Raw genomic sequence first — 25,678 nt, 5'->3', positions numbered from 1 at the left:
GCCTGGCCCACCGTCCGCCGGCTCGCTCAGCGCTGCAGCGCCGTGCGCAGCGCCGATGCCAGTTGAAGCTGTGCCAACCGCGCGGCCCCGATGGCGCCGCCCATGCTGATGTAGCCATGGGCCAGGCCGTGGTATTCGACGAGGGTCACGGCGTTGCCTGCAGCCAGCAAGGCCTCGCCGTAGGCCAGGGCCTCGTCGCGCAGCGGGTCGTGTGCGGCCAGTTGCAGCAATGTGGGCGGCAGGCCGGCCAGGCTGGGCGACAGCAGCGGCGCGCCACGCCAGTCCGGCGCCCTCGCCGCGGGACCGAAGAAATGGCGGTTGAAGTAGTCGATCGTGCGCAGCGTCAGCGTCGGGCCGAGGGCGTGCTGCTGGCGCGACGGATAGTCGCCATCGTGGCCGCCGGCGGCCGGCGGATAGACCAGCGCCTGGAGGCGGATCGCCGGGCCGGCAGCGTCGCGGGCGCGGATGGCCGCGACCGTGGCCAGCACCGCGCCGGCGCTGTCACCGGCCACCGCCAGGCGCGACGCGTCGCCACCGAAACGGCGTGCGTGCTCGGCCACCCATTGCAGGGCGGCCCACGCGTCTTCGGGGGCGGCGGGAAACGGGTGCTCCGGCGCCAGCCGGTACGCGGCCGACGCGACGATCGCACCGGTGTCGTGGCAGAGCTGGCGGCACACGTTGTCGTAGCCGTCGAGATCCCCCAGCGCATAGCCGCCGCCGTGCCAGTACACGATCACCGGCAGCGGCCCCTCCGCGCCGCGGCCGCCGCCGCGGGGGGTGTAGACACGGACGTGCACCGGCGAATCACCGGGCTGGTCGCGGTACTCGCTCACGCCCACGTCGGCCGGCGGCACGTCCGCCGCGGCAAGGATCTGGCGGTAAAGGCCGCGGCAAGCCTCGGGTGGCGGGTCGCACAGGTCCGGCAGGCCGGCCGCCTGGGCCTGCAACATCATCGCTTCAAGCTGCTTGTCGAGCATCGGTCGTCTCCAACGGGTTCGGGTGGGGGTGCGCGGCACGCGCTGGCCGCAACAGGAAATGGGCCAGCGCAGGCAACAGCACGAGCGCGCCGACCATGTTCCAGGCGAACATGAACGCCAGCAGGATGCCCATGTCGGCCTGGAACTTGATCGGCGACAGCGCCCAGGTGCCCACCGCCAGCGCCAGCGTGATGCCGGTCAGCAGGACCACGCGGCCGGTGAACTGCAGCGCGTGCAGGTAGGCGGCCGACAGCGTCTCGCCGGCACGCAGCCGCGCCAGCATCACGCTGAGCACGTAGAGGGCGTAGTCCACCCCGATGCCCACGCCCAGCGCGATCACCGGCAGCGTGGCGACCTTCACGCCCATCCCGAGGCCAACCATCAGCGCCTCGCAGAGGATGGAGGTGAGCACCAGCGGCAGCACGGCGACGACGACCGCGCGCCACGAGCGGAAGGTCACCCAGCACAGCACGACGACCGCGCCATAGACCCACCAAAGCATCTCGCGCATCGCCTGCTTGACGACGATGTTGGTGGCCGCCGCGATGCCGGCCGAGCCGGCGGCGAGCATGAAGCGAACCTCCGGGCCGGCATCGGGCCGCAGCGCCGGGCCGCCCCAAGCAAGGCCCGATCCCCCCGGGGGATCGACCCGTGTACTCACGGGGCGAGGGGCACCATGCTCTGCGATGAAAGCCTCGGCGGTCTCGACCACGCTGGTGAGCGTCTCGGCCTTGTGGTCCTTCAGGTACACGTACAGCGACAGGAACGAGCAGCCCTGGTTGAACAGCTCGCGCGGTGCACGCGTCTGCACCCCGCCCAGCGCACTGTCGTTGGGGATCAGCTCATACCACTTCAGCTGGCCCTCGTTGTAGCCCACCATCGCCAGCTTCGACAGCGCCGCCATCGAGTTGGTCGATTCGACACCGGGCAGCTGCTCGAGCTGCCAGGCCAGCTGGTCGACCTTGGCCAGCGTGCCGTAGCGCGTGCACTGGTCTTCAGGGGTCGAGACCATGACGACCAGGATGTCGCTCGATGCCGCGTAGTGCGCGGTCACGTAGTCGTTGTCGCGGTTGTAGCGCGAGTCGGCGCGCAGCTCGGGCGCACCGGGATCGAGGTCGCCCACGTTCAGCCGCGTGCTGATGGCATAGCCGATCACGGCCAGCCCAGTCGCGATGACGATGGCCGCCAGCGCCGGGCCGCGGCGCGTGAAGCGATCCAGCATGTGCCACAGCCAACCTCTGCTCGTGACGGTACCGGTGGTTTCGATGTCGGGGTTGAAACTCGGGTCGTCGCGCAGGCTGCGCCGCGCCGCGTCCGGGCTCACGCCCACATACGACAGCAGGATGGGCAGCAACACCAGGTTGGTGAAGATCAGCACGGCCACGCCGATGCTGGCCACGACCGCCAGCTCCTGGATCGCCTGGATGCGGATCAGCGCCAGCACCGCAAAGCCCACCGCGTCGCACAGCAGCGCCGTCAGGCCCGCGACGAACAGGCGCCTGAAGGTGTAGCGCGCGGCCACGACCCGATGGGTGCCGCGGCCCACGTCCTGCATGATGCCGTTCATCTTCTGCGCGCCGTGGCTCATGCCGATGGCGAAGACGAGGAAGGGCACCAGCACCGAGTACGGGTCCAGCGCATGGCCCAGCAGCGCCAGCAGCCCCGCCTGCCACACCACCGCGACGAGCGAGCAAGCAACGACCAGCGCGGTGCTGCGCGCGCAGCGTGTATAGCCGTAGAGCACGACGGCGCAGATCACCAGCGCGACGGCGAAGAACAGCAGAACCTGCTTGAGGCCCTCGATCAGGTCGCCCATCACCTTGGCGAAGCCGGTGATGTAGATGCCGATCGCCTCGCTGTCGTACCGGGCGCGCAGCGCTTCGAGCTGGCGGCCGAGCTCGCCGTAGTCCAGCGCCTGGCCGGTCTTGGGGTTCACGCTCAGCAGCGGCACGAAGACGATGCTGGAGCGCGCATCGCCGGCCACGATCTGCCCGATCTCGCCCGAGCGCTCGACGTTGGCGCGCACCTCGGCCAGCGCCTGCGGCGAGCCGTCGTACGAGTCTCCCATCACGGTGTTGCCGTCCAGACCGTCTTCGGTCACCGCGACCCAGCGGGTGCTGGGCGTCCACAGCGATTTCATGAACGGCCGGTCCACGCCCGGCATCAGGTAGACCTCGTCGCTGATCTTCTGCAGCACCTCAAGGTAATGCTTGTCGTAGATCGAGCCGTTCTTCGCCTCGACGACGATGCGCACCGCGTTGCCCTGCCCGCCCAGGTCGGCCTGGTGGGCCAGGTAGTTGGCGATGTAGGGGTGCAGCGTGGGGATGGTCTTCTCGAAGCTGGCGTTCAGCGTCAGCCGCGTGGCCTGCCAGCCGAAGAACAGCGTGGCCAGCAGGCACAGCAGCATCACCCAGGGGCGGTGGTTGAACAGCAGGCGCTCAGGCAGCGAGCCCGAGGCGGTATCGAAGTCTTCGAGTCGGGCCACCACCGGTTGGGCGGCGAGCGTGTCGGGGGCGTGCATCGCGTGGGGTCGGTTGAGATTCAGGGGGTGGCGCGGCGCGTGCCGCGCAGGCTGGCGATGACCCAGGCACCGTCGGGCGCGAGGCTCAAGCCCGCGGCAGGCAGCGGGCCGGCCGGCGCCTCGGCCGAGGTGAAGCTGCGGCCGTCGTCGCGGCTCACGAAGAGCTCGCCGGTCTGGCCGAGCAGCACCAGCTCGCCTTCACGTTCCACGCCGGCCTGCAGCGTGATGGCGGTGTCGAGATCGACCTTGTCCCAGCTCGCGCCCGCATCGGCCGAGCGCCAGGCACTGCCGCGCAGGCCGTAGGCCACCAGCGTGCCGGAGCGCGCAGCCAGCAGGCCGAAGAAGCTGCCCTTGTAGGGCGAGGCGAGCGCGGTGAAGCTCGCGCCGGCGTCAGCCGACTTCATCAGCAGGCCCTGCTCACCGGCGATGACCCACTGGCCGTCGACGGCCCGCGCGCCGTACAGATGCAGGCTCCTCGGGTTCGCGCTGTGCGTGGGCAGCGGCGCCCAGTGCGCGCCGCCATCACGCGTCGCGAAGGCCAGGCCGTAGGCGCCCACGGCCACGGCGCGCTGTGCGTCGATCACCTCGAGGTCGAAGAAGGGCTTGTCGGGGCCCTCCTCCACCAAGCGCTGCGCGCTGCGCTGGGCGCGCTCGTCGCTGCCGGCAGCGGCGAGCAGCGCGGCGGCGGCTTGCGTGCCGTCGAGCTGCCGGGTCCATGACTGGCCGCCATCCTCGGTCCTGAGGATCACGCCCAGGTGACCCGCCGCCCAGCCCACGCGTTCGTCCACGAAGCGCACGCTGGTCAGCCCGGCTTGCACCGGCACACGCGCCTGCTTCCAGCGCGCGCCGCCGTCATCCGACCACAGCACCGTGCCGCGCTCGCCGACCGCCACGAGGCGCTTGCCAGCGCGGGCCACGGCCAGCGTGGCGGCACCCAGGGCCTTGGGCGTGACGAGCGCGGGCGTAGCCAGTGCCGCCGGCCCATCGGCCGCCGCAGCCACAGGCACGACCGCAGCAAACATCAAACCGAACCAAGCGGCCGCCGCGGAACCGGCTTTGCCGGGCCGCTGGCGGCGCCCCCCTGGGGGGGAGGCGCCGAAGGCGCTTCGGGGGGGAGTCATCTCGCTCCTTCGTTGGCCAATTCCTCCGGGCTGAAGAACGAGCGCGGCATCGTCGCCAGCGGCTTGTACTGCACGCTCAGCTCGTTGCTGGCCATGTTCAGGTAGTAGGCGCCCGTCTGCAGGTCGTAGCCGCCCCAGAACATGTTGCCGACCAGCGCGGGGATGTCCGGCGCCAGCAGCGTGAGCGTGTAGTTGGTGCGCCAGAGCTCGCCCTTCGCGTCCCAGCCGTCGAAGAGGATGATCTGCCACGAGTCCTCGTCGATGTAGTACTTGCGCTTGGGCACCACGTGGCGCTTGCCTTCGGCGAGCGTGGCTTCCACCTCCCACACGCGGTGCAGCTCCCAGCGCACGAGGCTCGGGTTCAGCGTGTTCGGCGTGACGAGATCGGCCACCTTCGCTGATGCCGCGCGGTTGTTGTTGTAGGGGATGTAGAGCTCGCGCTTGCCGACCAGCTTGAGGTTGTGCTTGTCGACGGGTCCGAACAGGTTGAAGGCTTCGTCGAACAGGCCGATGCCCGAGGTCACCGAATCGGGCGTGTCGTAGGCCACCGAGGGCGCCTTGCGCACGCGGCGCTGGCCCACCAGGTATTGCCACAGGCCGCGCGGGTTGCTCGCGTTCAGGTTGTCGTGCGCGAGGATGGCCTCGCCCGCCTTGGAGCCGGGCTCGCTGACCGCGAACTTGCCCAGCGCGTAGTAGCCGTCGAATTTCTCCAGGCTGCCTTCGGGGTCGTAGTACTGGCGGCGAAAGCTCTGCGTGCCGCCCGAGGCCATCGCGCGGCGGCCGTCACCCGTCACCACCCAGACGCGCACCGGCGCCTGCACATAGGTGCCCGTCCACGCGAGGCGGTGGTTCTGGAAGACTTCGTAGCCGTCCTTGGGGATGGGGAACGGCGTGCCGCCGTAGGCGCCCTCGGTGCCGTGCCCGTTGTCGACCAGCTTGGCGCGGGTCGCATTCTTGAAGGTGTTGTCGTAGACGACCTGCGGCGCGGCGGCGGTGCGGTGGGTCGGGTAGACATCGATGCGGAAGTCGGGGTACTTCTTCATCAGGGCCTTCACGCCGTCGCTGAGCTTCGCGTCGTACTGCGCCATGTTCTTGGCGTTGATCGACAACAGCGGCTTCTCGCCGGGAAACGGGTCGGGCCGCGCGTCGCCCGGCTTGTAGCCGGCCGGGGCCTTGGTGAGGCCGCCGTCCCACGCGGGGATGGTCCCTTCCTTGTTGGCGGCGCGCTCGGCGCCCAGCGGCGTCAGCGTGGTCTTGAGCTTGGCGGCTTCGTCGGCCGATACGACGGCGCCGGCCTGCGTGGCGAAGGCGAGGCTGCCGATCAGCGCAGCCAGGATGTGCTTGCGGTGCATGAAGAGTCTCCGTGAGGCTTAGAAGGTGCGCGCGACGCTGAAGGCCACGTAGGCCCGGTCTCTCAGCGACTGGCCGAAGGTGAGCTGGCGCGGCGAGCCGCTGCCCGGCACCAGGGTCTCGGTGAAGGTCTTGGCGGTGCCGAAGTAATCGGTGTAGGTCAGGGCCAGCTTCCAGTCGTTCTGGTAGCTGCCCTTCACGCCGATGCTGTAGTCGCCCGCTTCCGAGGCGCCGCCGGCGTAGTTGAAGATCGCCGACGAGCGGCCGCCGAAGTTGTAGCCCACGCCCACCGGCACCGACAGATCCAGCCCCGGCAGCACCTGGAAGTACTGCGGCTCGAAGAGCATGCGGAAGGCGAACGCGCCCTTGGTGGTGTTCGGGTCCAGCCCGCCGAGGCCTTGGCTGGAGCCATCGGCCGCAGCGAAGATGTCCTTCGTGACCTTCAGCGTGCGGTTGTAGGCCAGCTCGCCCACCATCGCGCCGCCGCCCCACAGGTCGCCCGGCTGCAGCACGTAGATGCCCGAGACCTGCAGGTGCGCGGTGCGGCCCACGGCGTAGCAGGGGTCTGCGCTCGAGGTGCCGCAGGTGATGACCGGGCCCAGGCCCAGCACGGCCGGGTCGCTGGTCAGCGGCGCGTTCCAGCGCAACGAGCCTTCGACCGCCCAGTTCAATTGGCCGACCGACGAGGTGACGCTGGCGCCCACGGTGCGCACGTCCTCGGCATAGGCCAGGTGCAGGTTGCCGTTGACGAAGTCGAACACCGGCACGGCTGGGGTCTTGTCGTGGTACTGCGCCGCGTAGATGCCGAACTCGTAGTCGCTGCCGGTCGGGCTGTAGCGCAACTGCAAGCCGCCCTGGCCGTCATCGCGCGGCTCCAGATCCTTGCCCTTGGCATAGCTCAGCAGAACAGGGTTGCCCTCGGCGTCCACGCCGAAGTTGACGGTGCCGGCGCCGACGTAGTCCTGGTTCGAGAAGTAGCTGCCGACACCGGGAATCTTGCTGGGCCGCCACTTGAGCTGGTAGTACGCCCCGAGCGACACGCCTTCGGCCACCTGCAGCGAGCCCGAGACCTGCTCCACCGGCAGCAGAACCTCCTTGAACTGCCAGCCCGGCACCGAGACGATCTTGGCCACGTCCACCGGGCCTTGCGCATTGGCGATGCCGTTCTGGCCGAAGAACAGGCTCTCGCCCCACTGCAGGGTGTGGCGGCCCAGGCGCACGGTGCCCTTCATACCACCGAGGTCGCCCTTGGCGTAGACGAAAGCATCGAGCAGCTCGCCGCCGCGGCCGTGCTGGCGCACGGTGTCGGGCAGGAACTCGTTGGCCTCCTGGTCGGTGAAGTTGTTCGAGGTCGAGGTCGTCACGCCGATCGGCATGCCACCGGCATGGATCGGCGTGCCCTGGTAGCTGCTGTGGCGCAGGTAGACGCTGTCGCGCCAGGCGCTGCCCGACAGGCGCGCGCCGAAGCCGGGGGCTGTCAGGTCCAGTTCGCCGAGCAGGTCGAAGCGGCTGGAGATCAGCCCCTTCTTGAAGTTGTGGTCACCGTCGTCTTCGTTGACGGTGCCCGGGTCCACCGCCACGTCGAAGCGGGTCAGCGCCGCCGAAGGGTCGTTGAGCCGGTAGCCTGCGCTGTACTTGGGCGTCAAGTCCAGGCGCAGCTTCAGGTCACTGTCGGGCAGCCCGATGTCGAAGGCGTGGGAGGCGGCGGGCAGCGCGAGCGCGGCCGCCACCGCCAGCGCATGGCGGGTGGGTCTTGGCATGGTGTCTCCGGGAGTTGCGGGGCGGCTTCGTTGGCCGCGGTCTTCAGGTCGTCACTCGATGGGTCACTCGATCAATCGGAACTGGCCCTTCTCGATCCTCAACATCACGCGGCCGCGTTCGTCGAAGCCCACGTGGTTGGTCGGCGTGTAGTTCAGGACGCCGTGCGCGAGCACGATTTCCCTCTCGCTTTCCAGCGCATCGCGCAATGCCTGGCGAAACGCCGGCGTGCCGGGCTTGCCGTTCTTCAGCGCCGCCGGCACGATGCGTTGCAGCACCTTGAGCGCGTCGTTGGCGTGCGCACCGAACTGCGTCCGGCTGTTGGGGCCATGTGCCTTCTCGAAGGCGTTCACGTAGTCCAGCGCCACCGGCTTGATCGGGTTCGCATCGGCCAGTTGCTCGGCCACCAGCACCGGGCCGGCGGGCAGGATGGCGCCGTCCATCTTTGGCCCGCCGACGCGGATCAAGTCGGGCGACGCGGCGCCGTGCGTCTGGTAGATCGGCCCGGCCCAGCCGCGCTCGCGCAGGTTGATCTGCAGCATCGCGGCGGCCGAGCCGGCACCGACGATCAGCACCGCGTCGGGCTTGGCCGCGATGACCTTCAGCGTCTGCGCGGTGATGCCCGTGTCGATCGGCGCGAAGCGCTCGGTGGCCACGATCTCGAGCCCGGCCTCTTTCGCCGAGGCGCCGAAAGCCTGCAGCCACATCTCGCCATAGCCTTCGTTCCAGCCGAGGAAGGCGATCCGCCGCACCTTGTCGGCCACCATGCGTTTGGCGACGGCGTCGGACATCAGCGACACCGGCTGCGGCAGCGCAAACGTCCAGTCGTCCTTGCCGCCGGGCCGCGGCGCCGGCGCGAAGGCGAGTTGCACCGTCTTGGCTTCGGCGGCCACCGGTGCCATCGCCAGCACCGCCGGCACGCCAGACGACCCGAGCAGCAGGTCGACCTGGCTCTCGGTGATGAAACGACGCGTGTTCTTGACCGCCGCGAGCGGGTCCGAGCCATCGTCGAGCACGATGACCTTCAGCTTCTCGCCGCCGACCTGCGCCGGCCACAGGGCCATCGATTCCTTGACCGGCCGACCCAGCGACGACAGCGGGCCAGTGAGCGAGAGGTTGACGCCGATCGTGATATCGGCATGGGCGGTGGGCACCAGTGCAACGTTCGACGCCGCGATCAGCACGAGCGTTCCCGCCACCCGGCAAAACAAGCGATGCATGCGTGTCTCCCTCAGAGGTAGGTCGATGCCAGCCCGCCGTCCACCGGCAGGTTGATGCCACTGACCCAGCGCGACTCGTCGGCGCACAGGAAGGCCACCACCGGTGCGATCTCGTCGGCCAGCGCGGGGCGCTTCATGCGGTGGGCGTCTTTCTGCACGCGCTCTTCGCCCAGCATCTGCACGAAGTCGCCCAGGATGGGCGTGAACACCGGGCCAGGCGCCACGCAGTTCATGCGCACGCCCTTTTCGAGGAACCACGTTTGCGACTGCGTGGTGGTCCACACGATCAACGCTTCCTTGAAGTACTGGTAGCACGTGGCCTGCGGCACCGGGTTCTTTGCCAGGAAGGCCAGGCCCGCCTCGAAGCTGGGCGTTTCGGCCAGCGCCTTGTGCACGTCAAGCCGAGCCGGCCACTCGGCGCCAAGGATGGACGAGATGTTGACGATCGCTCCACCGGCCCCGCCATGAGGCAGCCGCTCGAGCGCGCGCGTACACAGATGCCGCAGGCCCAGGTAGTTCACGCGCGCCACCAGATCCACCGGCGCGGTGCCGGGCACGCCGGCCACGTTGCACAGCGCGTCGAAGTGCTCGGGCAACTGCTTGAAGGCTGCATCGATGGCGGCCTGCTCGGACAGATCGGCCCGGACGAAACCATCCAGCGTGATCATCGGGTCGTTGCGGTCCACCCCGATCACCTTGGCACCCTTCAAGCGCAGCAGGCGCGCGGTCTCGGCGCCGATACCGGAGCTGGAACCGGTGATGACGATGGTCTTGCCTTGGACGTTCATGGTCAGTGTCTCCTTGTTTGCTCAGAACGGGAACGGCGTCGGTGCGCCTTTCACGGTCAGCCATTGCCAGGTGGTGAACTGCTCCCAGTCACCCGGGCCGCCGTGCGAATTGCCGTTGCCGGCGATGCCGGAACCGCCGAAGGGGTTCACCGCGTCGTCGTTGACCGTCTGGTCGTTGATGTGGACCATGCCGGCCTTGAGCTGCTGGCCCACCGCCAGCGCGCGGCCGACCGATGTCGACAGCACGCCCGCCGCCAGGCCACCGTGGCCGGTGTTGGCCAGGGACACTGCCTCGTCGTCGGTCTTGAAGGTGACGAGGTTGACCACCGGGCCGAAGGTCTCGTCGTCGAAGCTGGGCATGCCGGGCTTCACGCCGGCCAGCACGGTGGGTCGGTAGAACAGCCCGTCGTAGCGGCCGCCGGCCAGCAGGTTCGCGCCAGCCTGCACGCTGGCCCTGACCGTGGCGTGCACCCGGTCGCGCTGGCGCTCGTCGATCAACGGGCCCAGCGCGACCTGGCCCGTGGCGCCGTTGCCCACCGGCAGGTGCGTGGCCTTCGCGACCAGTCGTTCGGTGATCGCCGCCACGATGGACTCATGCACCAGCACGCGGTTGCTGGCCATGCAGATCTGCCCCTGGTGCAGCCACGCGCCCCAGGCGATGTTGCTGGCGGCGAGATCCAGGTCGGCTTCGCTGGCCATGTCGTCGAGCACGATCAGCGCGTTGCTGCCGCCCAGCTCCAGCGAGACCTTCTTCAGGTGCTTGCCGGCCAGCTCACCGATACGGCGGCCCGCGCCGGCCGAGCCGGTGAACGAAATCATCGCGACGCCAGGGTCGGTGACGAGCGCCTCGCCCACCTCCGCACCACCGGGCAGCACGTGCAGCACGCCCGCGGGCAGGCCCGCCTGCTCCAGGACCTGCGCGATCAGCAGGCCACCGCTCACGGGTGTGCGCGGGTCCGGCTTGATGATCACCGCGTTGCCCGCGGCCAGCGCCGGCGCCACCACCCGCAGCGTGAGGATGAGCGGAAAGTTGAATGGCGAGATCACGCCCACCACGCCGTGCGGCACGCGCCGGGCGATGCTCATGCGGCCGGGCGTGCTGGGCAGCAGCTGGCCCTGCGCCTGCATCGGCATCGAGGCAGCGATCTGGCAAAAGGCCACCGCTTCGCGGATCTCGTGCTGCCCCTTGGGCAGGATGGCGCCGGTTTCGCGGGTGACCCAGAGCGCCAGCTCGTCGAAATGCTGCTGGAACAACGCCGCCGCGCGGTGGAAGACCGCGGCCCGATCGCGCGGCCCCGACGCGGCCCATGCGCGCTGGGCGGCAGCGGCACCCCGCGTCGCGCCGGCCACATCGGCCGCCACGGCGCGGCCGCTGCGCGTCAGCACCTCGCCAGTGGCGGGCTCGATCACATCGGCCGTGGCCGACGCGGCGCGCCAGCCGCCGCTGTAGACATGCTCGCGCCACAGCGCGTGGTTGAGGAAAGAGGTGGTCATCGACAGGCTCCCGTGGGTGGACTTGCCCACCTCGGGTGCAACGCCCGTGCCGCGCCGGTGCCCCCACCTCGGCGCCGGCCGCCGGCGCACCCGTTGACGGCATTTGTTTTCAGAGTGAAAACATCTCCGAACCCTGGGACTTTCACCTACCCCTCTTGTTGCGCCGCAATACAGGGTTTTCTTGGGCACAAGATAGTTATGAATTGAAAACAATTCAGTGCCCGCCGCCGGGTCGAATTCATCAATTCATCAAGCACCCATCGCCATGGCCAAGCCGCCCCGCATCTCCCTCGCCGAAGTGGCCCGCCAGACCGGCACGATGCTGCGCCGCGGCGACAGCGGGCACTTCGTCGAGGGCCAAGCCCCGACGATGGCGGACCTGACCGAATCGCTGTTCTTCTCGCCCGGCGACGGGCGCATCTGGCTCAACGACCAGCGCATGCTGCTGATGCACAGCTCGGCCATGGGCCACCTGCGACGCGAACTGATCGATACGCTGGGCACCGAGCGCGCGCGTGGCCTGCTGACCCGCGCGGGCTATGTGGCCGGTGCGCGCGATGCGCAACTGGTGCGCGAGCGCTGGGCGCAGGCCGATGCGGCCAACGTCTTCATGGCCGGCACGCGGCTGCACGCACTGGAGGGGGTGGTCAAGGTCACGCCGCTGGCCTTCGACTTCGACATCGACCGCGGCACCTACGAGGGCGAATTCCTGTGGGAGCACTCGAGCGAGGACGACGAACACATCGCCGCCTACGGCATCGGCACCGAGGCGGCCTGCTGGTCGCAGGTGGGCTATGCCACCGGATACGTGACCAGCCTGTTCGGCCAGTTGGTGATCTTTCGCGAGATCGAGTGCCGCTCGATGGGCGCCGGCGTGTGCCGCGTCATCGGCCGCCACGCCGCGGCCTGGGGCGACATCGGCGAGGACTTGCGCTACCTGGAGGCGAAGGACTTCCGCCGCCTGAGCACGACCGCTTCGCCGCCGCCGGACACCGAAACCGCACTGGCCAACGTGCCCCACACCGCCACGCCCTCGTCCCAAGCCACTGGAGATGACCGCCACGAGATCGTCGGTGCCTCATCCGCCTTCAACTCGGCCTGCCACCAGCTCGCCCGCGTGGCCGGCACCCGCGCCACGGTGCTGTTCACCGGCGAGTCCGGCGTCGGCAAGGAGGCCTTCGCGCGCCGCCTGCATCGCATCAGCGCGCGCACCCAGCAGCCTTTCATCGCGGTGAACTGCGCCGCCATCCCCGAAACGCTGATCGAGAGCGAACTCTTCGGCGTCGAGCGCGGCGCCTTCACCGGCGCCACGCAATCACGCCCGGGCCGCTTCGAGCGCGCCGACGGCGGCACACTGTTCCTCGACGAGATCGGCACCTTGAGCCTGGTGAGCCAGGGCAAGCTGCTGCGCGCGCTGCAGGAAGGCGAGGTGGAGCGCGTGGGCGGCACGCGCACCCTCCGCGTGGACGTGCGCGTGGTGGCCGCCACCAACGTGGATCTGCAGGCCGAAGTCAACGCCGGGCGCTTCCGCGAGGACTTGTACTACCGACTCAACGTCTACCCGATCCACCTGCCCCCCTTGCGCGAGCGGCGCGACGACATCCCGCTGCTGATGAACCACTTCCTGCGCCGCGAGGCCGAGCGTCATGGCCGCCACCCCACCGGCTACACCCCGCGCGCCGTGCGCGCGATGCTGCACTACGCCTTTCCCGGCAACATCCGCGAGCTGCAGAACCTGATCGAGCGCGGTGTGATCTCGGCCGAAGACGGCGTCGCCATCGACGTGGCCCACATGTTCCGCCGCGAGCAGCTCAGCGACGAGGCGCTGCTGGCCATCGGCGCCCACGGCACGCTGACGTCGCCGAAGAACGGCGCCGAGCCCCAGCGCCTGCTGGACCTGCTGAGTGGCGCCATGCGCGGCAACGATGGCTGCGTCTCGCTCGACGCGCTGGAGCGGCGCCTGCTTCAGGAAGCGGCCGATGCCGAGAACGGCAACCTCGCCGCGGCCGCGCGCAAGCTCGGCCTGACGCGTGCCCAGTTCGCCTACCGGCTGGAGAAGGCGCGCGAGCCGCAGGCCGGCGCCTGAACGCCCATCACTTGCGAACCCGGCAGGCCGACGAAACCCCAAGCCGAGGCACGCCTCTGCGCGGCCCCGGTGAACCCGGCGGCCGCGCGTTCTCAGCGCCCTTCTACCAGGGCGTTTCGATCAGCATCGCGTAGTCCAGCATCGCCATCGCGGCGTCGGCCTGGGCCCAGAAGCGGTGGTACTTCCAGGTCGGTGCCGCACCACCGTTCAGGTAGGCCTGCAGCTTCGGCCAATCCGGATCCTGCTTGTACTTGGGCCGCAGGCTCAGGAAGGTGCTGTTCGCATCGATGGTGGCGCCCTGTGCGTTGGTGCCGACCCAGCCGCCCGGCACGTAGACCCCGCTGCCGGTGTTGGCGTCATACGCATCGTCGAAGCGCAGGTAGTCTTCGCGCTTCTCCGGCACGGCCAGGCCCTTGGCGTCCTTGGCGTTGGTCCACATCGCATCGAGCAGGCGCTTCGCAAGCGTCTTCGCCGCCGCGTCGTTGGCCTTGGCGCCGTAGTAGATCAACGTGCGCGCCAGTGCCGCGGTGATGCCGACGTCGGCATTGCGCTTGGTCACCTTCACGTGCAGGCCCGCGTTGGCGCCCGGTGCGTTCGGGTTCCAGTTGTCGGGCTGGCCACTCCACTCCATCGTCGACGGGATCGTGTAGCTGCCGTCGTCCTTGAACCGCACGTTCTTCGACGCCCACGGGATCCACTTGTCCAGCACCGCCTTGGCCTTGGCATCGCCGGTGGCGTGGTAGTACTCGGCAACACGGAACATCGACCAGGCCTGGAAGCCGAACCAGGTGTTCGAGGCCGGGTCGTGGTAGACCGGCTTCTCGTCATAGAACATGCCGTAGAAGGTGGCGGTGCCGTTCGGCGGCGTCTCGTACGAGCCGCCCCAGCTGTTGGTCGCGCCGCCGGCAATGCCGCCCTCGGCCGACTGCAGCCAGCGGTAGAACTCCAGCTGGCGCGTCAGGCTCTTGCCCCAGTCCGCCTGGCCGCTGGCCGACTTCGGCTTGAACTCGGCGTTGGTCGACAGCACCCACGCTGCCATCGGGTTCTGGTAGCCGAAGTGGTTGTGGCTGCTGCCGATGCGCCAGGCCCAGCCGGCGTTGGTGTCGTTCGCGCCGCCCCAGGCGTAGTACCAGCTCAGCAGGTAGTGCTGGTTGTCGCGAAAGCCCTGGCCGTTGGGCTGGCCGGTGCCGGCCTGGCAGTTGTAAGGGCCGCCGACGCAGTTGCCGACCTTCTTGAAGTACTTGTCGAACATCGAGTAGCGCAGGTAGTCGCCCATCTTCGCGGCGCTCTTCACCAGGTCAGCCACCTCGGCGCCCTTGCCCTGTGCCTTGGCCCAGACGTTGGCCCAGTACACCGCCTCGACAGCGCGCGCATCGGCGTCCGGCGCGTTGGTGTAACGCCACTGCTTGGCGTAGTTCGAGTCGGCGGTGAACAGGCTCAGGAAGCCTTGCGTGCCACCGTTGCGCCCCCAGCGGAAGGTGTCGCACGACGGGTGCGGCACCGTCTCCCAGACCGACTCCTGCGCGCCGCGCTGGAAGGTATTGATCAGCGAGGCGCGCGTCACGCCATCGCCGCATTTGCCGTAGCCGTACCAGTTGTCGACATCCATCAGCCAGTGCATGCCGTAGATGTTGCGGGTGCCGTAGGCCGTCTCCAGCTCGGTGCCGATCGGATCCTGCCCGACCGGCACGCCGAACTCGAGTTGCGACGGGTAGTCCTTGGGCAGCGGGTGTTCGCCGGCATAGGACGCAGGCTTGGCGGCGTTGTAGAAGGCGTTCGTCGGCTGGTCGGCCGCCGACGGAATCATGTACTTCTCCATGTTGGCCCACGCCTTCTTCAGTGGGGCCCAGTCACCGGTCTGGCGGCCGTGGTAGGCCTCGAGCCAGAGCCAGAAGCTGTAGGCCTCGGACGTGGTCTCGTGCCCATAGTCGGGCGCCTCGACCATCAGCGTCTCCGGCGAGTGGTACGGAATGCCTTCGGGGCTGAAGTAGCCGTTTGCCGGGTCCTTGATCTTCTTGTACTGGGCCGAGAAGCGCTTTTCGAACTGGGTCGCCAGCTCGGCGTCTTCGGCCATCGCGTGGCCGGTGGCCATCGCCAGCACCGCGGTCGTCACCGCCTGCGTGATGCGCTTCAGCGAGCGCCTGGAGGTTTGCATGTCGGGTCTCCTGAGTTTGAAAACGTTGTCAGACTTGAGCGTGTCGATACGGGCCACGCACCATCCGTACCGTTGAGAGTTGTTCTAAGGCCGACCTGAGAGGAGCGGCGCTGAAAAGTCTACGCAAGGCAAACTGAAAACGTTGTCAGTCTCGACCCCCATTGTTGTAACCAAATTCGAGCCCGATTGAGAACGCTCCAATCGGAATTCACATAGGTGGATTCGTTGGCCCTTCACCACGCCGGCCACTGCACTTCAGAACTGAAATCGTTACCATCCGGCACAGCATTCGATACTCGCCGCGTCGACGCTTCATCACCCCTTGGCTCGACTGGAGTCACGACCTGGAACCCTCCTGACCATGCAGGCCATGCACCCCGCCAGCACCATCCTCGAAGTCGCCCGCAAGGCCGGCGTGTCGCCGAGCACGGTGTCGCGCGTGGTCAACGGCAGCGCCGGTGTCAGCGAGCGCAAGCGGCTGGCGGTTGAGGCGACGATCCGCGAGCTCAACTTCCGCCCCAACCCCTCGGCACGCAGCCTGAAGACGGGCACGACGATGTCGGTCGGCGTGGTCGTGCAAGACTTGGAGAGCCCCTTCTTTACCCGCATGCTGCGCGGCATCGAAGAGGGCCTGGCCGACAGCGGCAACGTGCCCATCATCGTCAGCGGGCTGTGGAACGCGTCCGAGGAAGCGGCGCGCATCCGGCTGCTGGTCGAGCGGCGCATCGACGGTCTGATCGTGCTGGCCGGCCACCTGACCGACGAGCAGTTGATCGAGTTCGCGCGCATCCAGCCGGTGGCGGTGGCGGGCCGCGACCTCAGTGGCCCGAACCTCAGCGCCAAGTGGGTCGACCAGGACGAAGCCGGCTACCTGGCCACCGCCCACCTGCTGGCCCACGGACACCGGCGCATCGCCTTCATCGCCGGGCCGCAGAGCCAGACCGACGCGCTGCAGCGCCACGCCGGCTACTGCCGCGCGCACCGCGAGTACGGCATCGAGCCCAACCCGGCCCTGTGCGCCCAAGGGGATTTCCTCGAGACCAGTGGCCTGCTGGCGATGAACCGCCTGCTCGACGCCGGCGCGCCCTTCACCGCGGTCTTCGCCGCCAACGACCAGATGGCCTACGGCGCCCGGGTCGCGCTGTACCGGCGCGGCGTTCGCGTGCCGGACGACATTTCGCTGGTCGGTGTCGACGACATGCCGGCATCTGCCTTCATGACGCCGGCGCTGACCACGGTGCGCCAGCCGCTGCACGAGATCGGTCGCCACGCCGCGACCGCGCTGCTGCGCCTGCTGGGCCGCGACGTCCCTCAGGTCGAGGTGCCGGGCCTGCAGCTGATCGTGCGCGAGACCACGCGACGGCTGTGACACGACGCCGGTGACGCCGGTGACGTGCCGCCGCAGTGCGTCAGCTGATTGACGCAAAGCCTGGCCGCATCACGCCAGAAGCGTGTCGTGCACAGGCCCTAATCGCATCCGCAGGCCGTGTCACCAACGGTCGCAGCCCGTAGGATCAAAGGCTCGAGACACCCCTGAGGAGACAAGCCCATGAGCACTTCAGAGCGCAGCCTCAAAGGCAAGACGCTGTTCATCACCGGCGCATCGCGCGGCATCGGCCTGGCGATCGCCACCAAGGCCGCGGCCGACGGCGCCAACATCGCGCTGGTCGCCAAGACCGTCGACCCCAACCCCAAGCTGCCCGGCACGCTGCACAGCGCCGCCGAAGCCGTGCGCGCCGCCGGTGGCCAGGCCCTGGTGCTGCAGACGGACATCCGCGACGAAGAGCAGGTGGCCAAGGCCGTCGCGCAGACGATCGAGCAGTTCGGCGGCATCGACATCCTGGTCAACAACGCCAGCGCGATCAACCTGACACCCACGGCTGCCACGCCGATGAAGCGCTTCGACCTGATGAACGGCGTCAACGCGCGCGGCACCTTCTGCTGCACGCAAGCCTGTCTGCCCGCGCTGACGGCCAGCGCCAAGGCCGGCCGCGCGCCGCAGGTGCTGACGCTGTCGCCGCCGCTGAGCATGAAGCCGCACTGGTTTGCCAACCACGTGGCCTACACGATGGCCAAATACGGCATGAGCATGTGCACGCTCGGTCACGCCGAAGAGTTCAAGCGCATCGGCATCGCCGTCAACAGCCTGTGGCCGCGCACGGCGATCGCCACCGCCGCGCTGCAGATGATCCCGGGCGTCGACCCCAAGCTGTGCCGCAAGCCCGAGATCATGTCCGACGCCGCATGGTTCATCCTGACCAACCCGGCGCCCGCGCCCAGCGGCAACTTCTTCATCGACGACGAAGTGCTGGCCGCCAACGGCATCACCGACCTCGAGCCTTACAGTGTCGAGCCGGGCACCAAGAATTTCCTGCCCGACTTCTTCCTCGACTGATGCCCTCCTCGACCAGTTCCCCACCGGCCCGGCGCAGCGCCGCGGAGCAGAAGCGCCTGGAAAAGTCGCTGGTCGAGATCTTCGAAAAGCGCATCCGCTTCAACGAGACGCTCGGGTTGAAGGTGGTCTCACTCGCGCCCACCGCACCCACGTTGCGCTTCGAAATGCGCGACGACCTGATCGGCCACTACGGCTCGGGCCGGCTGCACGGCGGCGTGATCTCGGCCACGCTGGACGCGATGGGCGGATTCGCGATCATGGTCGCGCTGGCGGAGAAGCACGCCGACGAAGTGCTGGAGCAGGTCACCCACCGCTTCGGCCGCGTCGGCACCATCGACCTGCGTGTCGACTACTTGCGCCAGGGCCTGGGACGGCACTTCACCGCCTCGGCCGAAGTCACCCGCCTTGGCGGCCGGGTCGCCGCCACCCAGATGCGATTGACCAATGACGAAGGCACGCTGATCGCCACAGCGGCGGCTGCTTACATGATCAGTTGACGCACATCAACTGGCGCAGGTAACGACATACCTCGCCGCACCAACCACGGTGCTCGCAGGCTGACGCTGGCGCCTTGGGGCGAAAGACTCATTCGCGGCCGGCAACCATGATCCGGCACCGCGGCGTCGATCACGCCGAGCGGCGCCCACACCACTCTGTTTCAAGTCGGCGCAATTTTTACGTTGACGCTAACGCCACAGATGCCCAGACTGGCTTGCATCAGCCCGGCCGAACGGTTGATCGCAGGGAGGCATGTTCGGCGATCACTTCTGTCGGCAGTCGACCGTTTCGGGCTGTTGCCGTATGGACCGTTGCCCTCCTGCTTGTCCACCACAGGAGGAGACGATGGTTCGTTTGAAAAGCGGTTCCCGCGTTGGCATGCTGAGCCTGATGGCCGCCGCGTCGGCTGCAGTGCTGAGCCTGAGCACACCGGTGTTCGCGCAAGAAGGCGCGGCCACCCCCGCCACGCAGTGGAGCCGCAGCCAGATCGAGTCGACGATCGGGCGCGACATCCAGCGCCGGGTCGATGCCCAGAGACGCATCGAAGGCCAGGGCAAGCATGTCAGCGTCGCCGCCTCGCTGAACACCAAAGGCGATGTGCTGACGCTGAACCTCAGCGTCGAGTTCCTGCCCAAGTGGTACGGCGCCGAGTTCGAAGACCTGCTGCACGAACTGGCGACCGCTGCTGAAGAACAGTTGCGCGACCGCAGCTCGGTGCGCGCGGTGAAGTTCCGCATCGGCGGGCGCGACATCTACGACTACTTCCCCGAAGACCGGCCGCCGGCGCGCCCGGAAGGCTCGAGCAGCCGCCCCAGGACCCAAGCCGGTACGGTCGTCCTGGGTGCGGGCCATGGCGTCTATCGCCACTACGGATTCAACGACTGGCGTGCCCAGCGTGACCCGAGCAACGGGATCACCGAAGACTTCATCACGCCAGCCTTCGCCAACGAGCTGTCGACCTGGCTGGTCGCACGCAGCAGCGCGACGACACTGCTCGCTCGTTCGACCGCGACCACCATCCACGCACCGAGCACACAAGAGTGGTGGAAGATGGGTGCGCGCTACTACCTCGAAGACACCTACCCGAACAATCCCGAGATCTGGCACTCGAAGCCCAACGACACCAGCAACCTGCGTGAGCGCAACGAAGACATCCGCAGCCGGCCGCTGTTCGCCAACCACGTCGGCGCGACCACGGTGATCCACCTGCACACCAACGCCGCCGACGCCAGCGCCACCGGTGCGCGGGCCTTCTATCACACCGGGCGCACGGCCGACCAGACACTGGCCGACAACATGCTCTGCTACATGGGCGAGCTGATCCACGCGAAAGAGGGCTACGAGGAATACACGGTGCCGAAATCCGCCGGCGCGCGCGACAACCTGGGCGAGAACTCCCTGGCGACCATGCCCTCGGTGATCATCGAAGCAGGCTTCCACACCAACCCGACCGACGCGGCCGCGCTGCAAGACCCGGTGTTCCGCACCGCGGCGATGAAGGGCGTCGAGAAGGGCTACCGGCTGACCGGCGAGGGCAAGCCCTGCGAGCTGTTCAAGGTGCCCAAGATTGCCGACAGCACCGGTCTGCAAGGCGTGCCGATTCCGGTCAAGGTGCCCTACAAGGGTTACCCGGAATTCGCGGTCACGGCCACGGTCGAGATCGTCAGCTGCCCGGCCGGCTGGACCTGCACCGGCGGCACGGTGACCTACAGCGAAAAGACGCCGTCGCCGTTGAAGTACACCTTCTCGTGCAACGTGACCTCGCCGCAGCCGGCAGCCACCTTCGGCCTGCGCACCACGCTGAAGGACATCGACGATGTGAAGACCAAGCCGGTCGACCACAACGTGACCTGCACGCCGAGCGCGCAGCAGGTGGTTCCGGGCAAGGCGGGCAGCAAGCCGACCTTCTCGATCGGCGCGTCCTGACGCCTGAGCTGAGCGCTTGATGCGCTTGGGGGGCGGGCACCCTGTCCGCCCCCTCGGTGAGCGAGTGGTCGTTCGTCGATCGACCAAGGTCAGCCGGCGAATGCGCGTTCACCGTGCGCCGCCGATGACCGGCTCGCACGCCGCATCCCGATCCATTCCAGCTCGGCGATCACGAAGGTGCCCACGGCCTGCACGGTCAGCATCGCGATGCCCAGGCCCAGTGGCGAGCCGAAGGCGCCGAACGCCGCCATCGCGCAGTCGAGCATCCAGACGAAATTCAGCGCCACCACCGCGCCGACCGCTGCGGTGGCCACCAGCGTACGGCCGGACAGCCACGCCAGCAGAGCCGTCCACGGCAGCAGCGCCACGCCGATCCCCGTCAACACCGCCGCAGGCAGCCCGGTCCAAGCGGCCAGTTGATCGGCATCGGCCATCAATGCCAGCGCCGTCAGGCCGCTCAGCACGGCATCCACACGCAGCACGTTGCGCAAAAACGGTGTCATCGTCAGGCGGGACATGGTCATCTCCTTCGGGGGTTGGGGTTCGAGGTGAGGTCATCGTCGGCGCGGCGGGTCAGCACGTCGATGACCTCACAGGTCATGGCGGTCAAGTCGCATGGCGCTATCGTTGCTGCATGGAAGCCGCCACCCTCACCCGCCCTGCCCCCGCCGGCGCGCCGAGCGCCGCCAACGCCCCCGTCGGCGAATTGCTGCGCCACTGGCGCCAGCACCGCCGCTGGAGCCAGCTCGACCTGGCGAGCGAAGCCGAGGTCTCGACCCGGCACCTGAGCTGCATGGAAACCGGCCGCGCACTGCCCAGCCGCGAGATGCTGCTGCGTCTGGCCGAGCGGCTGGATGTGCCGCTGCGCGAGCGCAACCGGCTGCTCACGGCCGCCGGCTACGCGCCGATGTACCGAGAGCGGCCGCTGGCCGACCCCGCGTTACAGCCCGCCTATGCCGCAGTGCAGCGCGTGCTGCATGCCCACGACCCGTATCCCGCATTGGCGGTCGACCGGCACTGGAACCTCGTTGCCCACAACCGCGCCGCCTCGGCTTTCATGGCCGACCTCCCCGCCGAGCTGTTGACGCCGCCGGTCAACGTGCTACGCGTGTCGCTGCACCCCGACGGCCTGGCCCCGCGCATCGCCAACTTCGCCGCGTGGCGCGAGCACCTGTTCGAGCGGCTGGCGCACCAGGTGCACACCAGTGGTGACCCCGCGCTGGCCGCGCTGGCCGACGAACTGCGTGCCCTGCCCCTGCCGGCAGGCTGCACCGAGGCGCCCCCCGCCCCTCGCGGAATCGTCGACATTGCCGTGCCGCTGCAATTGCATTCGCCGGCCGGCCTGCTCAGCTTCATCAGCACCATCACCGTCTTCGGCACGCCGGTCGAGGTGACGCTGTCGGAGTTGGCCATCGAAGCCTTCTTTCCGGCAGACGAAACGACGGCCAAGGCCCTGGCCGCGATGGCGGCTGCATCACAGGGCTAACCCGGGCCGCGCGCGTCGCGGGGGTGACGGACAGTGCGGCCATAGCCTGCGATAACCATACCCAGTCCCTGCTTTGATTTGGAGTCGCCATGACCGCCACCAACACAGAAACCCGCTACCGCATCTGCCCGCTGTGCGAGGCGTGCTGCGGGCTGGACGTGCAGGTGGCCGACGGCAAGGTCATCGCGATCCGCGGCAAGGCCGACGATGTCTTCTCGCACGGCTACATCTGCCCCAAGGGCTTCGCGCTGAAAGACCTGCACGAAGACCCGGATCGCCTGCGCCAACCGCTGGTGCGTCGCAACGGTGAGCTGCAGCCCGCCACCTGGGATGAAGCCTTCGACGAGATCGAGCGGCGCCTGGTTCCGATCATCGAGCACCACGGCAAAGATGCGGTGGCGCTGAGCGTGGGCAACCCCACGGCGCACAAGATGAGCCTGGTGCTGTACTTCAGCCGCCTCGCGAAGGCGCTGGGCTCGAAGAACATCTACTCGGCGTCGACGCTGGACCAGATCCCCAAGCAGCTCGCGTCGGGCTGGATGTTTGGCCACTGGCTGTCGATCGCCGTGCCCGACATCGAGCGCTGCGATTTCCTGCTGATCCTCGGTGCCAACCCGATGGCCAGCAACGGCAGCCTGTGGACGGTGCCGGATTTTCGCGGCAAGGCCAAGGCGCTGCGCGCACGCGGCGGCCAGATCGTCGTCGTCGACCCGCGCCGCACCGAGACGGCCGCGGTGGCTGACGCGCACCACTTCATCCGCCCCGGTGCCGACGTCTTCCTGCTCGCCGCGATGGTGAACGCGGTGTTCGCCGAGAACCTGGCCAGCCCCGGCCGGCTGGCCGAGTGGACGGTGGGCATCGACGCCGTGCGCGACGCGGTGGCCGCGTTCACGCCCGAGGCGGTGGCCGCACGCTGCGGCGTCGACGCCCGGACGATCCGCGCCCTGGCGCGCCAATTGGCGACGACCGAACGCGCTTGCGTCTACGGCCGCATCGGCACCTGCACGCAGGAGTTCGGCACGCTGTCGTCATGGCTGGTCGATGTGCTGAACGTGTTGACGGGCCACCTCGATGCCCCCGGCGGCGCGATGTTCCCGCATGCTGCCGCCTTCGCGCCCAACACGCAAGGCAAGCCCGGCATCGGCCGCGGCATCATCACCGGCCGCCACGCCAGCCGTGTCAGCCATGCGCCCGAGGTGATGGGCGAGCTGCCGATGACCGTGCTGGCCGAAGAGATCGAGACGGCAGGCAAAGACCAGATCAAGGCCTTGATCACGCTCGCGAGCAACCCGGTGCTCTCGTCGCCCGGCGGCCCCCGCCTGGCCCGGGCGCTGGACTCGCTCGAGTTCATGGTCAGCCTGGACATCTACCTCAACGAAACCTCGCGCCATGCCGACGTGGTGTTGCCGGGCATGTCGCCGCTCGAAGACGAGCACTACGACGTGACCTTTCCGCAGTTCTCGCACCGCAACCATGCCCGCTACAGCCCGCCGGTGTTCCCCCCCACCGAAGGCCAGCCGCCGGAATGGCAGAACCTGTTGCGGCTGACGGCGATCGTGCGTGGCCTGGGCGCCCGGGCCGACGTGCTGGCGCTTGACGACGCGATGCTGGAGCAGGACGTGACCAAGCAAGCCGGCGCCCACGCCCCGGCGGTGCTGGCCGCGCTGGCGGCTGGCGGCCGAAAGGGGCCGGATCGGCTGCTGGACCTGGCACTGCGTACCGGCCCGCATGGCGACATGTTCGGCCTGAAGCCGCAAGGGCTGAACCTGGACAAGGTGATCGCCGCGCCCGGCGGCATGGACCTGGGCCCCTTGCAGCCGCGCATCCCCGAGATGCTGCGCACGCCCAGTGGCCGCATCGAGCTGGCGCCGCCGGCCTGCCTGGCCGACCTGCAACGCGCCCGTGACCGCCTGGCCGAGCCGGCGCCCGAGATGGTCATCGTCGGCCGGCGTGACGTGCGCAGCAACAACAGCTGGATGCACAACCTGCACACCCTCGCCAAGGGCCCCGAGCGCTGCACTGCGCTGATCCACCCGAAAGATGCCGAGCGCCTGGGCCTGGCCGACGGCGCGCTGGCGCGCATCAGCGCGGACGATGGCAATGCCGAACGCACGGTCACCGCGCCGGTGGTCATCAGTACGGACATGATGCCCGGCGTGATCAGCCTGCCCCACGGCTGGGGCCATGACAAGGCCGGCGCCCGATTGCGTGTGGCCGCCGAGCGGCCGGGTGCGAACCTGAACGCAGTGCTCGACGACGGGCTGCGTGATCCGCTGTCAGGCAATGCGGTGCTGTCCGGCGTGGCGGTCAGCGTCAGCGCGGCATAGCGCCACAGTGCCTCGCCGGGTCGCGCGGCCGTGGCGGGTTCTGGCGAGGAGGCCGAGGCCTCAACGCCTCGTGCGGCGAAAGCCAATCAGGCCGTAGATCGCCACGTTGACCACGATGACGATCGCCGCGAGATAGAGCTGAACCTCCCGGGTCAGGCCTTCCGGATAGACAATGCTCAGCAGGTAGCGTTCGACAAAGCTCTCCGAATAGCCGCCCTGGCCTGCCAGCGTACGGAAGTGGTTTTCCAGGTGGGTCAGTGGGCAGAGGCGGCCGGTGAGTTCGACGTAGATGCCCCATGCCGCGGCTGGGAGCTGAACAAGAGGCACCCACTTCCAGCGCAAGGCGAGCACGGCACCGAACAACGCGAAGGCGATGAAGGCGAGGTGCAGAACGAGGGCAGCGTCAGCCGCAAGACGAGACCACATCGCTGACAGGCCGGGTTTGACTGCGCCGCGTCGATCTTCGTTATGTCCGAACGCGCCACAGGCGCATCGCGAGCATGCCGATGATCGCCCCTGCCATGATGCCGACGCCGCCGCTCAGCAACACCCCCTTGCCGAAGGAGCCGTCAGGCTTCGAGGCCTCGGCTGGGGCAGCGGGAACCAGTGCCCGCCAGTCGGCGGCCGTCATCTGCGTCATCCTGGGGGCATCCGGCAGTCCAAAGACGCAAATCTCGCCGCCCGGCAGCTTGCAGAAACGCTCGGCCGGGCATTGGGTGAGGATTTTCTGCGCCGCGCCCTGCGCGCACTCGGCGCCCGAGCTGCGCAGGACCTGGAGCGTGACCTCTGGGTGCTTGGTGAGCTGCTCGGGCATGGTGGCCTCCATCGCGCGACAAGAAGCTCAAGCGTAGCCCGTTCCCGGCTGCCGCGGGTATCGGTTGGCGCCTTCGCCCGGCCGGCCGCCGCCAGCGCCATGTACGATCGAAGCAGGCTGTCCACGGAGTAGTGCATGCAAATCGTCTGTCTCGATCTCGAAGGCGTTCTGGTCCCCGAAATCTGGATCGAGTTTTCCCAACGCACCGGCATCGCCGAGTTCTCGCGCACCACGCGCGAAGAGCCGGACTACGACAAGCTGATGCGCTTTCGCATCGACCTGCTGGCCCGCCACGGCCTGAAGCTGGCCGACATCCAGGGCGTGATCGCCGGCATGGGCCCGCTGCCGGGTGCGCGCGAGTTTCTCGACGGCTTGCGTGAGCAGTTCCAGGTCATCATCCTGTCTGACACGTTCTACGAGTTCGCCGACCCGCTGATGCGCCAGCTCGGCCGCCCCACGTTGCTCTGCCATCGGCTGCTGATCGACGACGCGGGTTTCGTGCGCGACTACCGGTTGCGTCAGCCGGACCAGAAGCGCCACGCAGTGAACGCGCTGAAGAGCCTGAACTTCCAGGTCTTCGCCGCTGGCGATTCCTACAACGACACCGGCATGCTGGGCGCCGCCGATGCCGGCTTCCTGATCCACCCGCCCGAGGCGATTGCGCAGCAGTTCCCGCAATTCAAGGCCCACCACGCGTACGCTGACCTGCGCCGTTCGATCGACGAGGCCGCAGCGCGGCTTGCCGCCGGCTGAGAGCCACCG

The 25,678-nt window shown here is 68.5% G+C and carries 20 protein-coding genes; 8 read left to right on the top strand and 12 right to left on the bottom strand.

Annotated elements, in window-relative coordinates; genetic code table 11:
- Positions 1 to 26 precede the first annotated feature (26 nt).
- The 8 genes from VFY73_RS09215 to VFY73_RS09180 form a co-directional block, all read right to left on the bottom strand.
- Positions 27 to 977: an alpha/beta hydrolase gene (locus VFY73_RS09215; protein ID WP_329717902.1), complete on the bottom strand. Its 951-nt coding sequence runs from the start codon at positions 975 to 977 to the stop codon at positions 27 to 29.
- Entirely contained in the window at positions 958 to 3,498 is a 2,541-nt protein-coding gene (locus VFY73_RS09210) for an efflux RND transporter permease subunit (RefSeq protein ID WP_329717900.1), read from the bottom strand. Before VFY73_RS09210 ends, VFY73_RS09215 begins: the two co-directional genes overlap by 20 nt.
- Before the next feature lie 20 nt (positions 3,499 to 3,518).
- On the bottom strand, positions 3,519 to 4,520 hold the full coding sequence (locus tag VFY73_RS09205; protein WP_329717898.1) for a WD40/YVTN/BNR-like repeat-containing protein: 1,002 nt from the start codon (positions 4,518 to 4,520) through the stop codon (positions 3,519 to 3,521).
- A 95-nt stretch (positions 4,521 to 4,615) separates the two neighbouring features.
- On the bottom strand, positions 4,616 to 5,971 hold the full coding sequence (locus VFY73_RS09200; RefSeq protein ID WP_329717896.1) for a DUF1329 domain-containing protein: 1,356 nt from the start codon (positions 5,969 to 5,971) through the stop codon (positions 4,616 to 4,618).
- 18 nt (positions 5,972 to 5,989) lie between these two features.
- Positions 5,990 to 7,729: a DUF1302 domain-containing protein gene (locus VFY73_RS09195; RefSeq protein ID WP_329717894.1), complete on the bottom strand. Its 1,740-nt coding sequence runs from the start codon at positions 7,727 to 7,729 to the stop codon at positions 5,990 to 5,992.
- A 63-nt stretch (positions 7,730 to 7,792) separates the two neighbouring features.
- The gene (locus VFY73_RS09190) at positions 7,793 to 8,947 is read right to left on the bottom strand and encodes an ABC transporter substrate-binding protein (RefSeq protein ID WP_329717892.1); all 1,155 of its coding nucleotides are present in this window, start codon (positions 8,945 to 8,947) and stop codon (positions 7,793 to 7,795) included.
- A gap of 11 nt (positions 8,948 to 8,958) precedes the next feature.
- The gene (locus VFY73_RS09185) at positions 8,959 to 9,735 is read right to left on the bottom strand and encodes a coniferyl-alcohol dehydrogenase (RefSeq protein ID WP_329717890.1); all 777 of its coding nucleotides are present in this window, start codon (positions 9,733 to 9,735) and stop codon (positions 8,959 to 8,961) included.
- 21 nt (positions 9,736 to 9,756) lie between these two features.
- Complete coding sequence (locus VFY73_RS09180) at positions 9,757 to 11,229, bottom strand: benzaldehyde dehydrogenase (protein WP_329717888.1); 1,473 nt, start codon at positions 11,227 to 11,229, stop codon at positions 9,757 to 9,759.
- 265 nt (positions 11,230 to 11,494) lie between these two features.
- On the opposite strand from VFY73_RS09180, the gene VFY73_RS09175 reads away from it, so the two are divergent.
- The gene (locus VFY73_RS09175) at positions 11,495 to 13,315 is read left to right on the top strand and encodes a sigma-54-dependent Fis family transcriptional regulator (protein WP_329717886.1); all 1,821 of its coding nucleotides are present in this window, start codon (positions 11,495 to 11,497) and stop codon (positions 13,313 to 13,315) included.
- A 103-nt stretch (positions 13,316 to 13,418) separates the two neighbouring features.
- On the opposite strand, the gene VFY73_RS09170 is transcribed toward VFY73_RS09175, so the two are convergent.
- Positions 13,419 to 15,470 (bottom strand): glycoside hydrolase family 48 protein, encoded by a 2,052-nt coding sequence (locus VFY73_RS09170; RefSeq protein ID WP_329717884.1) that lies wholly within the window; start codon positions 15,468 to 15,470, stop codon positions 13,419 to 13,421.
- A gap of 361 nt (positions 15,471 to 15,831) precedes the next feature.
- On the opposite strand from VFY73_RS09170, the gene VFY73_RS09165 reads away from it, so the two are divergent.
- From VFY73_RS09165 to VFY73_RS09150, 4 genes are all read left to right on the top strand, one after another.
- The gene (locus tag VFY73_RS09165; protein ID WP_329717882.1) at positions 15,832 to 16,839 is read left to right on the top strand and encodes a LacI family DNA-binding transcriptional regulator; all 1,008 of its coding nucleotides are present in this window, start codon (positions 15,832 to 15,834) and stop codon (positions 16,837 to 16,839) included.
- A 180-nt stretch (positions 16,840 to 17,019) separates the two neighbouring features.
- Positions 17,020 to 17,865, top strand: coding sequence for an NAD(P)-dependent oxidoreductase (locus VFY73_RS09160; protein ID WP_329717880.1), 846 nt, complete (start codon positions 17,020 to 17,022; stop codon positions 17,863 to 17,865).
- Entirely contained in the window at positions 17,865 to 18,362 is a 498-nt protein-coding gene (locus VFY73_RS09155; protein WP_329717878.1) for a thioesterase family protein, read from the top strand. Before VFY73_RS09160 ends, VFY73_RS09155 begins: the two co-directional genes overlap by 1 nt.
- Positions 18,363 to 18,708: 346 nt before the next feature.
- On the top strand, positions 18,709 to 20,289 hold the full coding sequence (locus VFY73_RS09150) for an N-acetylmuramoyl-L-alanine amidase (RefSeq protein WP_329717876.1): 1,581 nt from the start codon (positions 18,709 to 18,711) through the stop codon (positions 20,287 to 20,289).
- 89 nt (positions 20,290 to 20,378) lie between these two features.
- Here the strand turns inward: VFY73_RS09150 and VFY73_RS09145 are convergent, their stop codons facing one another.
- Positions 20,379 to 20,807: a hypothetical protein gene (locus tag VFY73_RS09145; protein ID WP_329717874.1), complete on the bottom strand. Its 429-nt coding sequence runs from the start codon at positions 20,805 to 20,807 to the stop codon at positions 20,379 to 20,381.
- A 116-nt stretch (positions 20,808 to 20,923) separates the two neighbouring features.
- On the opposite strand from VFY73_RS09145, the gene VFY73_RS09140 reads away from it, so the two are divergent.
- Both VFY73_RS09140 and VFY73_RS09135 read left to right on the top strand, forming a co-directional pair.
- Entirely contained in the window at positions 20,924 to 21,775 is an 852-nt protein-coding gene (locus VFY73_RS09140; RefSeq protein ID WP_329717872.1) for a helix-turn-helix transcriptional regulator, read from the top strand.
- An 89-nt stretch (positions 21,776 to 21,864) separates the two neighbouring features.
- On the top strand, positions 21,865 to 24,102 hold the full coding sequence (locus VFY73_RS09135; RefSeq protein ID WP_329717870.1) for a molybdopterin-dependent oxidoreductase: 2,238 nt from the start codon (positions 21,865 to 21,867) through the stop codon (positions 24,100 to 24,102).
- A 60-nt stretch (positions 24,103 to 24,162) separates the two neighbouring features.
- Here the strand turns inward: VFY73_RS09135 and VFY73_RS09130 are convergent, their stop codons facing one another.
- A complete protein-coding gene (locus VFY73_RS09130) occupies positions 24,163 to 24,528 on the bottom strand; it encodes a DUF2784 domain-containing protein (protein WP_329717868.1) in 366 nt (121 codons plus the stop codon).
- A gap of 40 nt (positions 24,529 to 24,568) precedes the next feature.
- Positions 24,569 to 24,916 (bottom strand): hypothetical protein, encoded by a 348-nt coding sequence (locus tag VFY73_RS09125; protein ID WP_329717866.1) that lies wholly within the window; start codon positions 24,914 to 24,916, stop codon positions 24,569 to 24,571.
- A 135-nt stretch (positions 24,917 to 25,051) separates the two neighbouring features.
- On the opposite strand from VFY73_RS09125, the gene thrH reads away from it, so the two are divergent.
- Positions 25,052 to 25,669, top strand: coding sequence for a bifunctional phosphoserine phosphatase/homoserine phosphotransferase ThrH (gene thrH, locus VFY73_RS09120; protein ID WP_329717864.1), 618 nt, complete (start codon positions 25,052 to 25,054; stop codon positions 25,667 to 25,669).
- The last annotated feature ends 9 nt before the right edge of the window (positions 25,670 to 25,678 follow it).

The organism is Ideonella sp., from assembly GCF_036277275.1.
Taxonomy (GTDB): Bacteria; Pseudomonadota; Gammaproteobacteria; order Burkholderiales; family Burkholderiaceae_C; genus Ideonella.
This window is presented reverse-complemented; position numbering and strand designations above follow the sequence as displayed.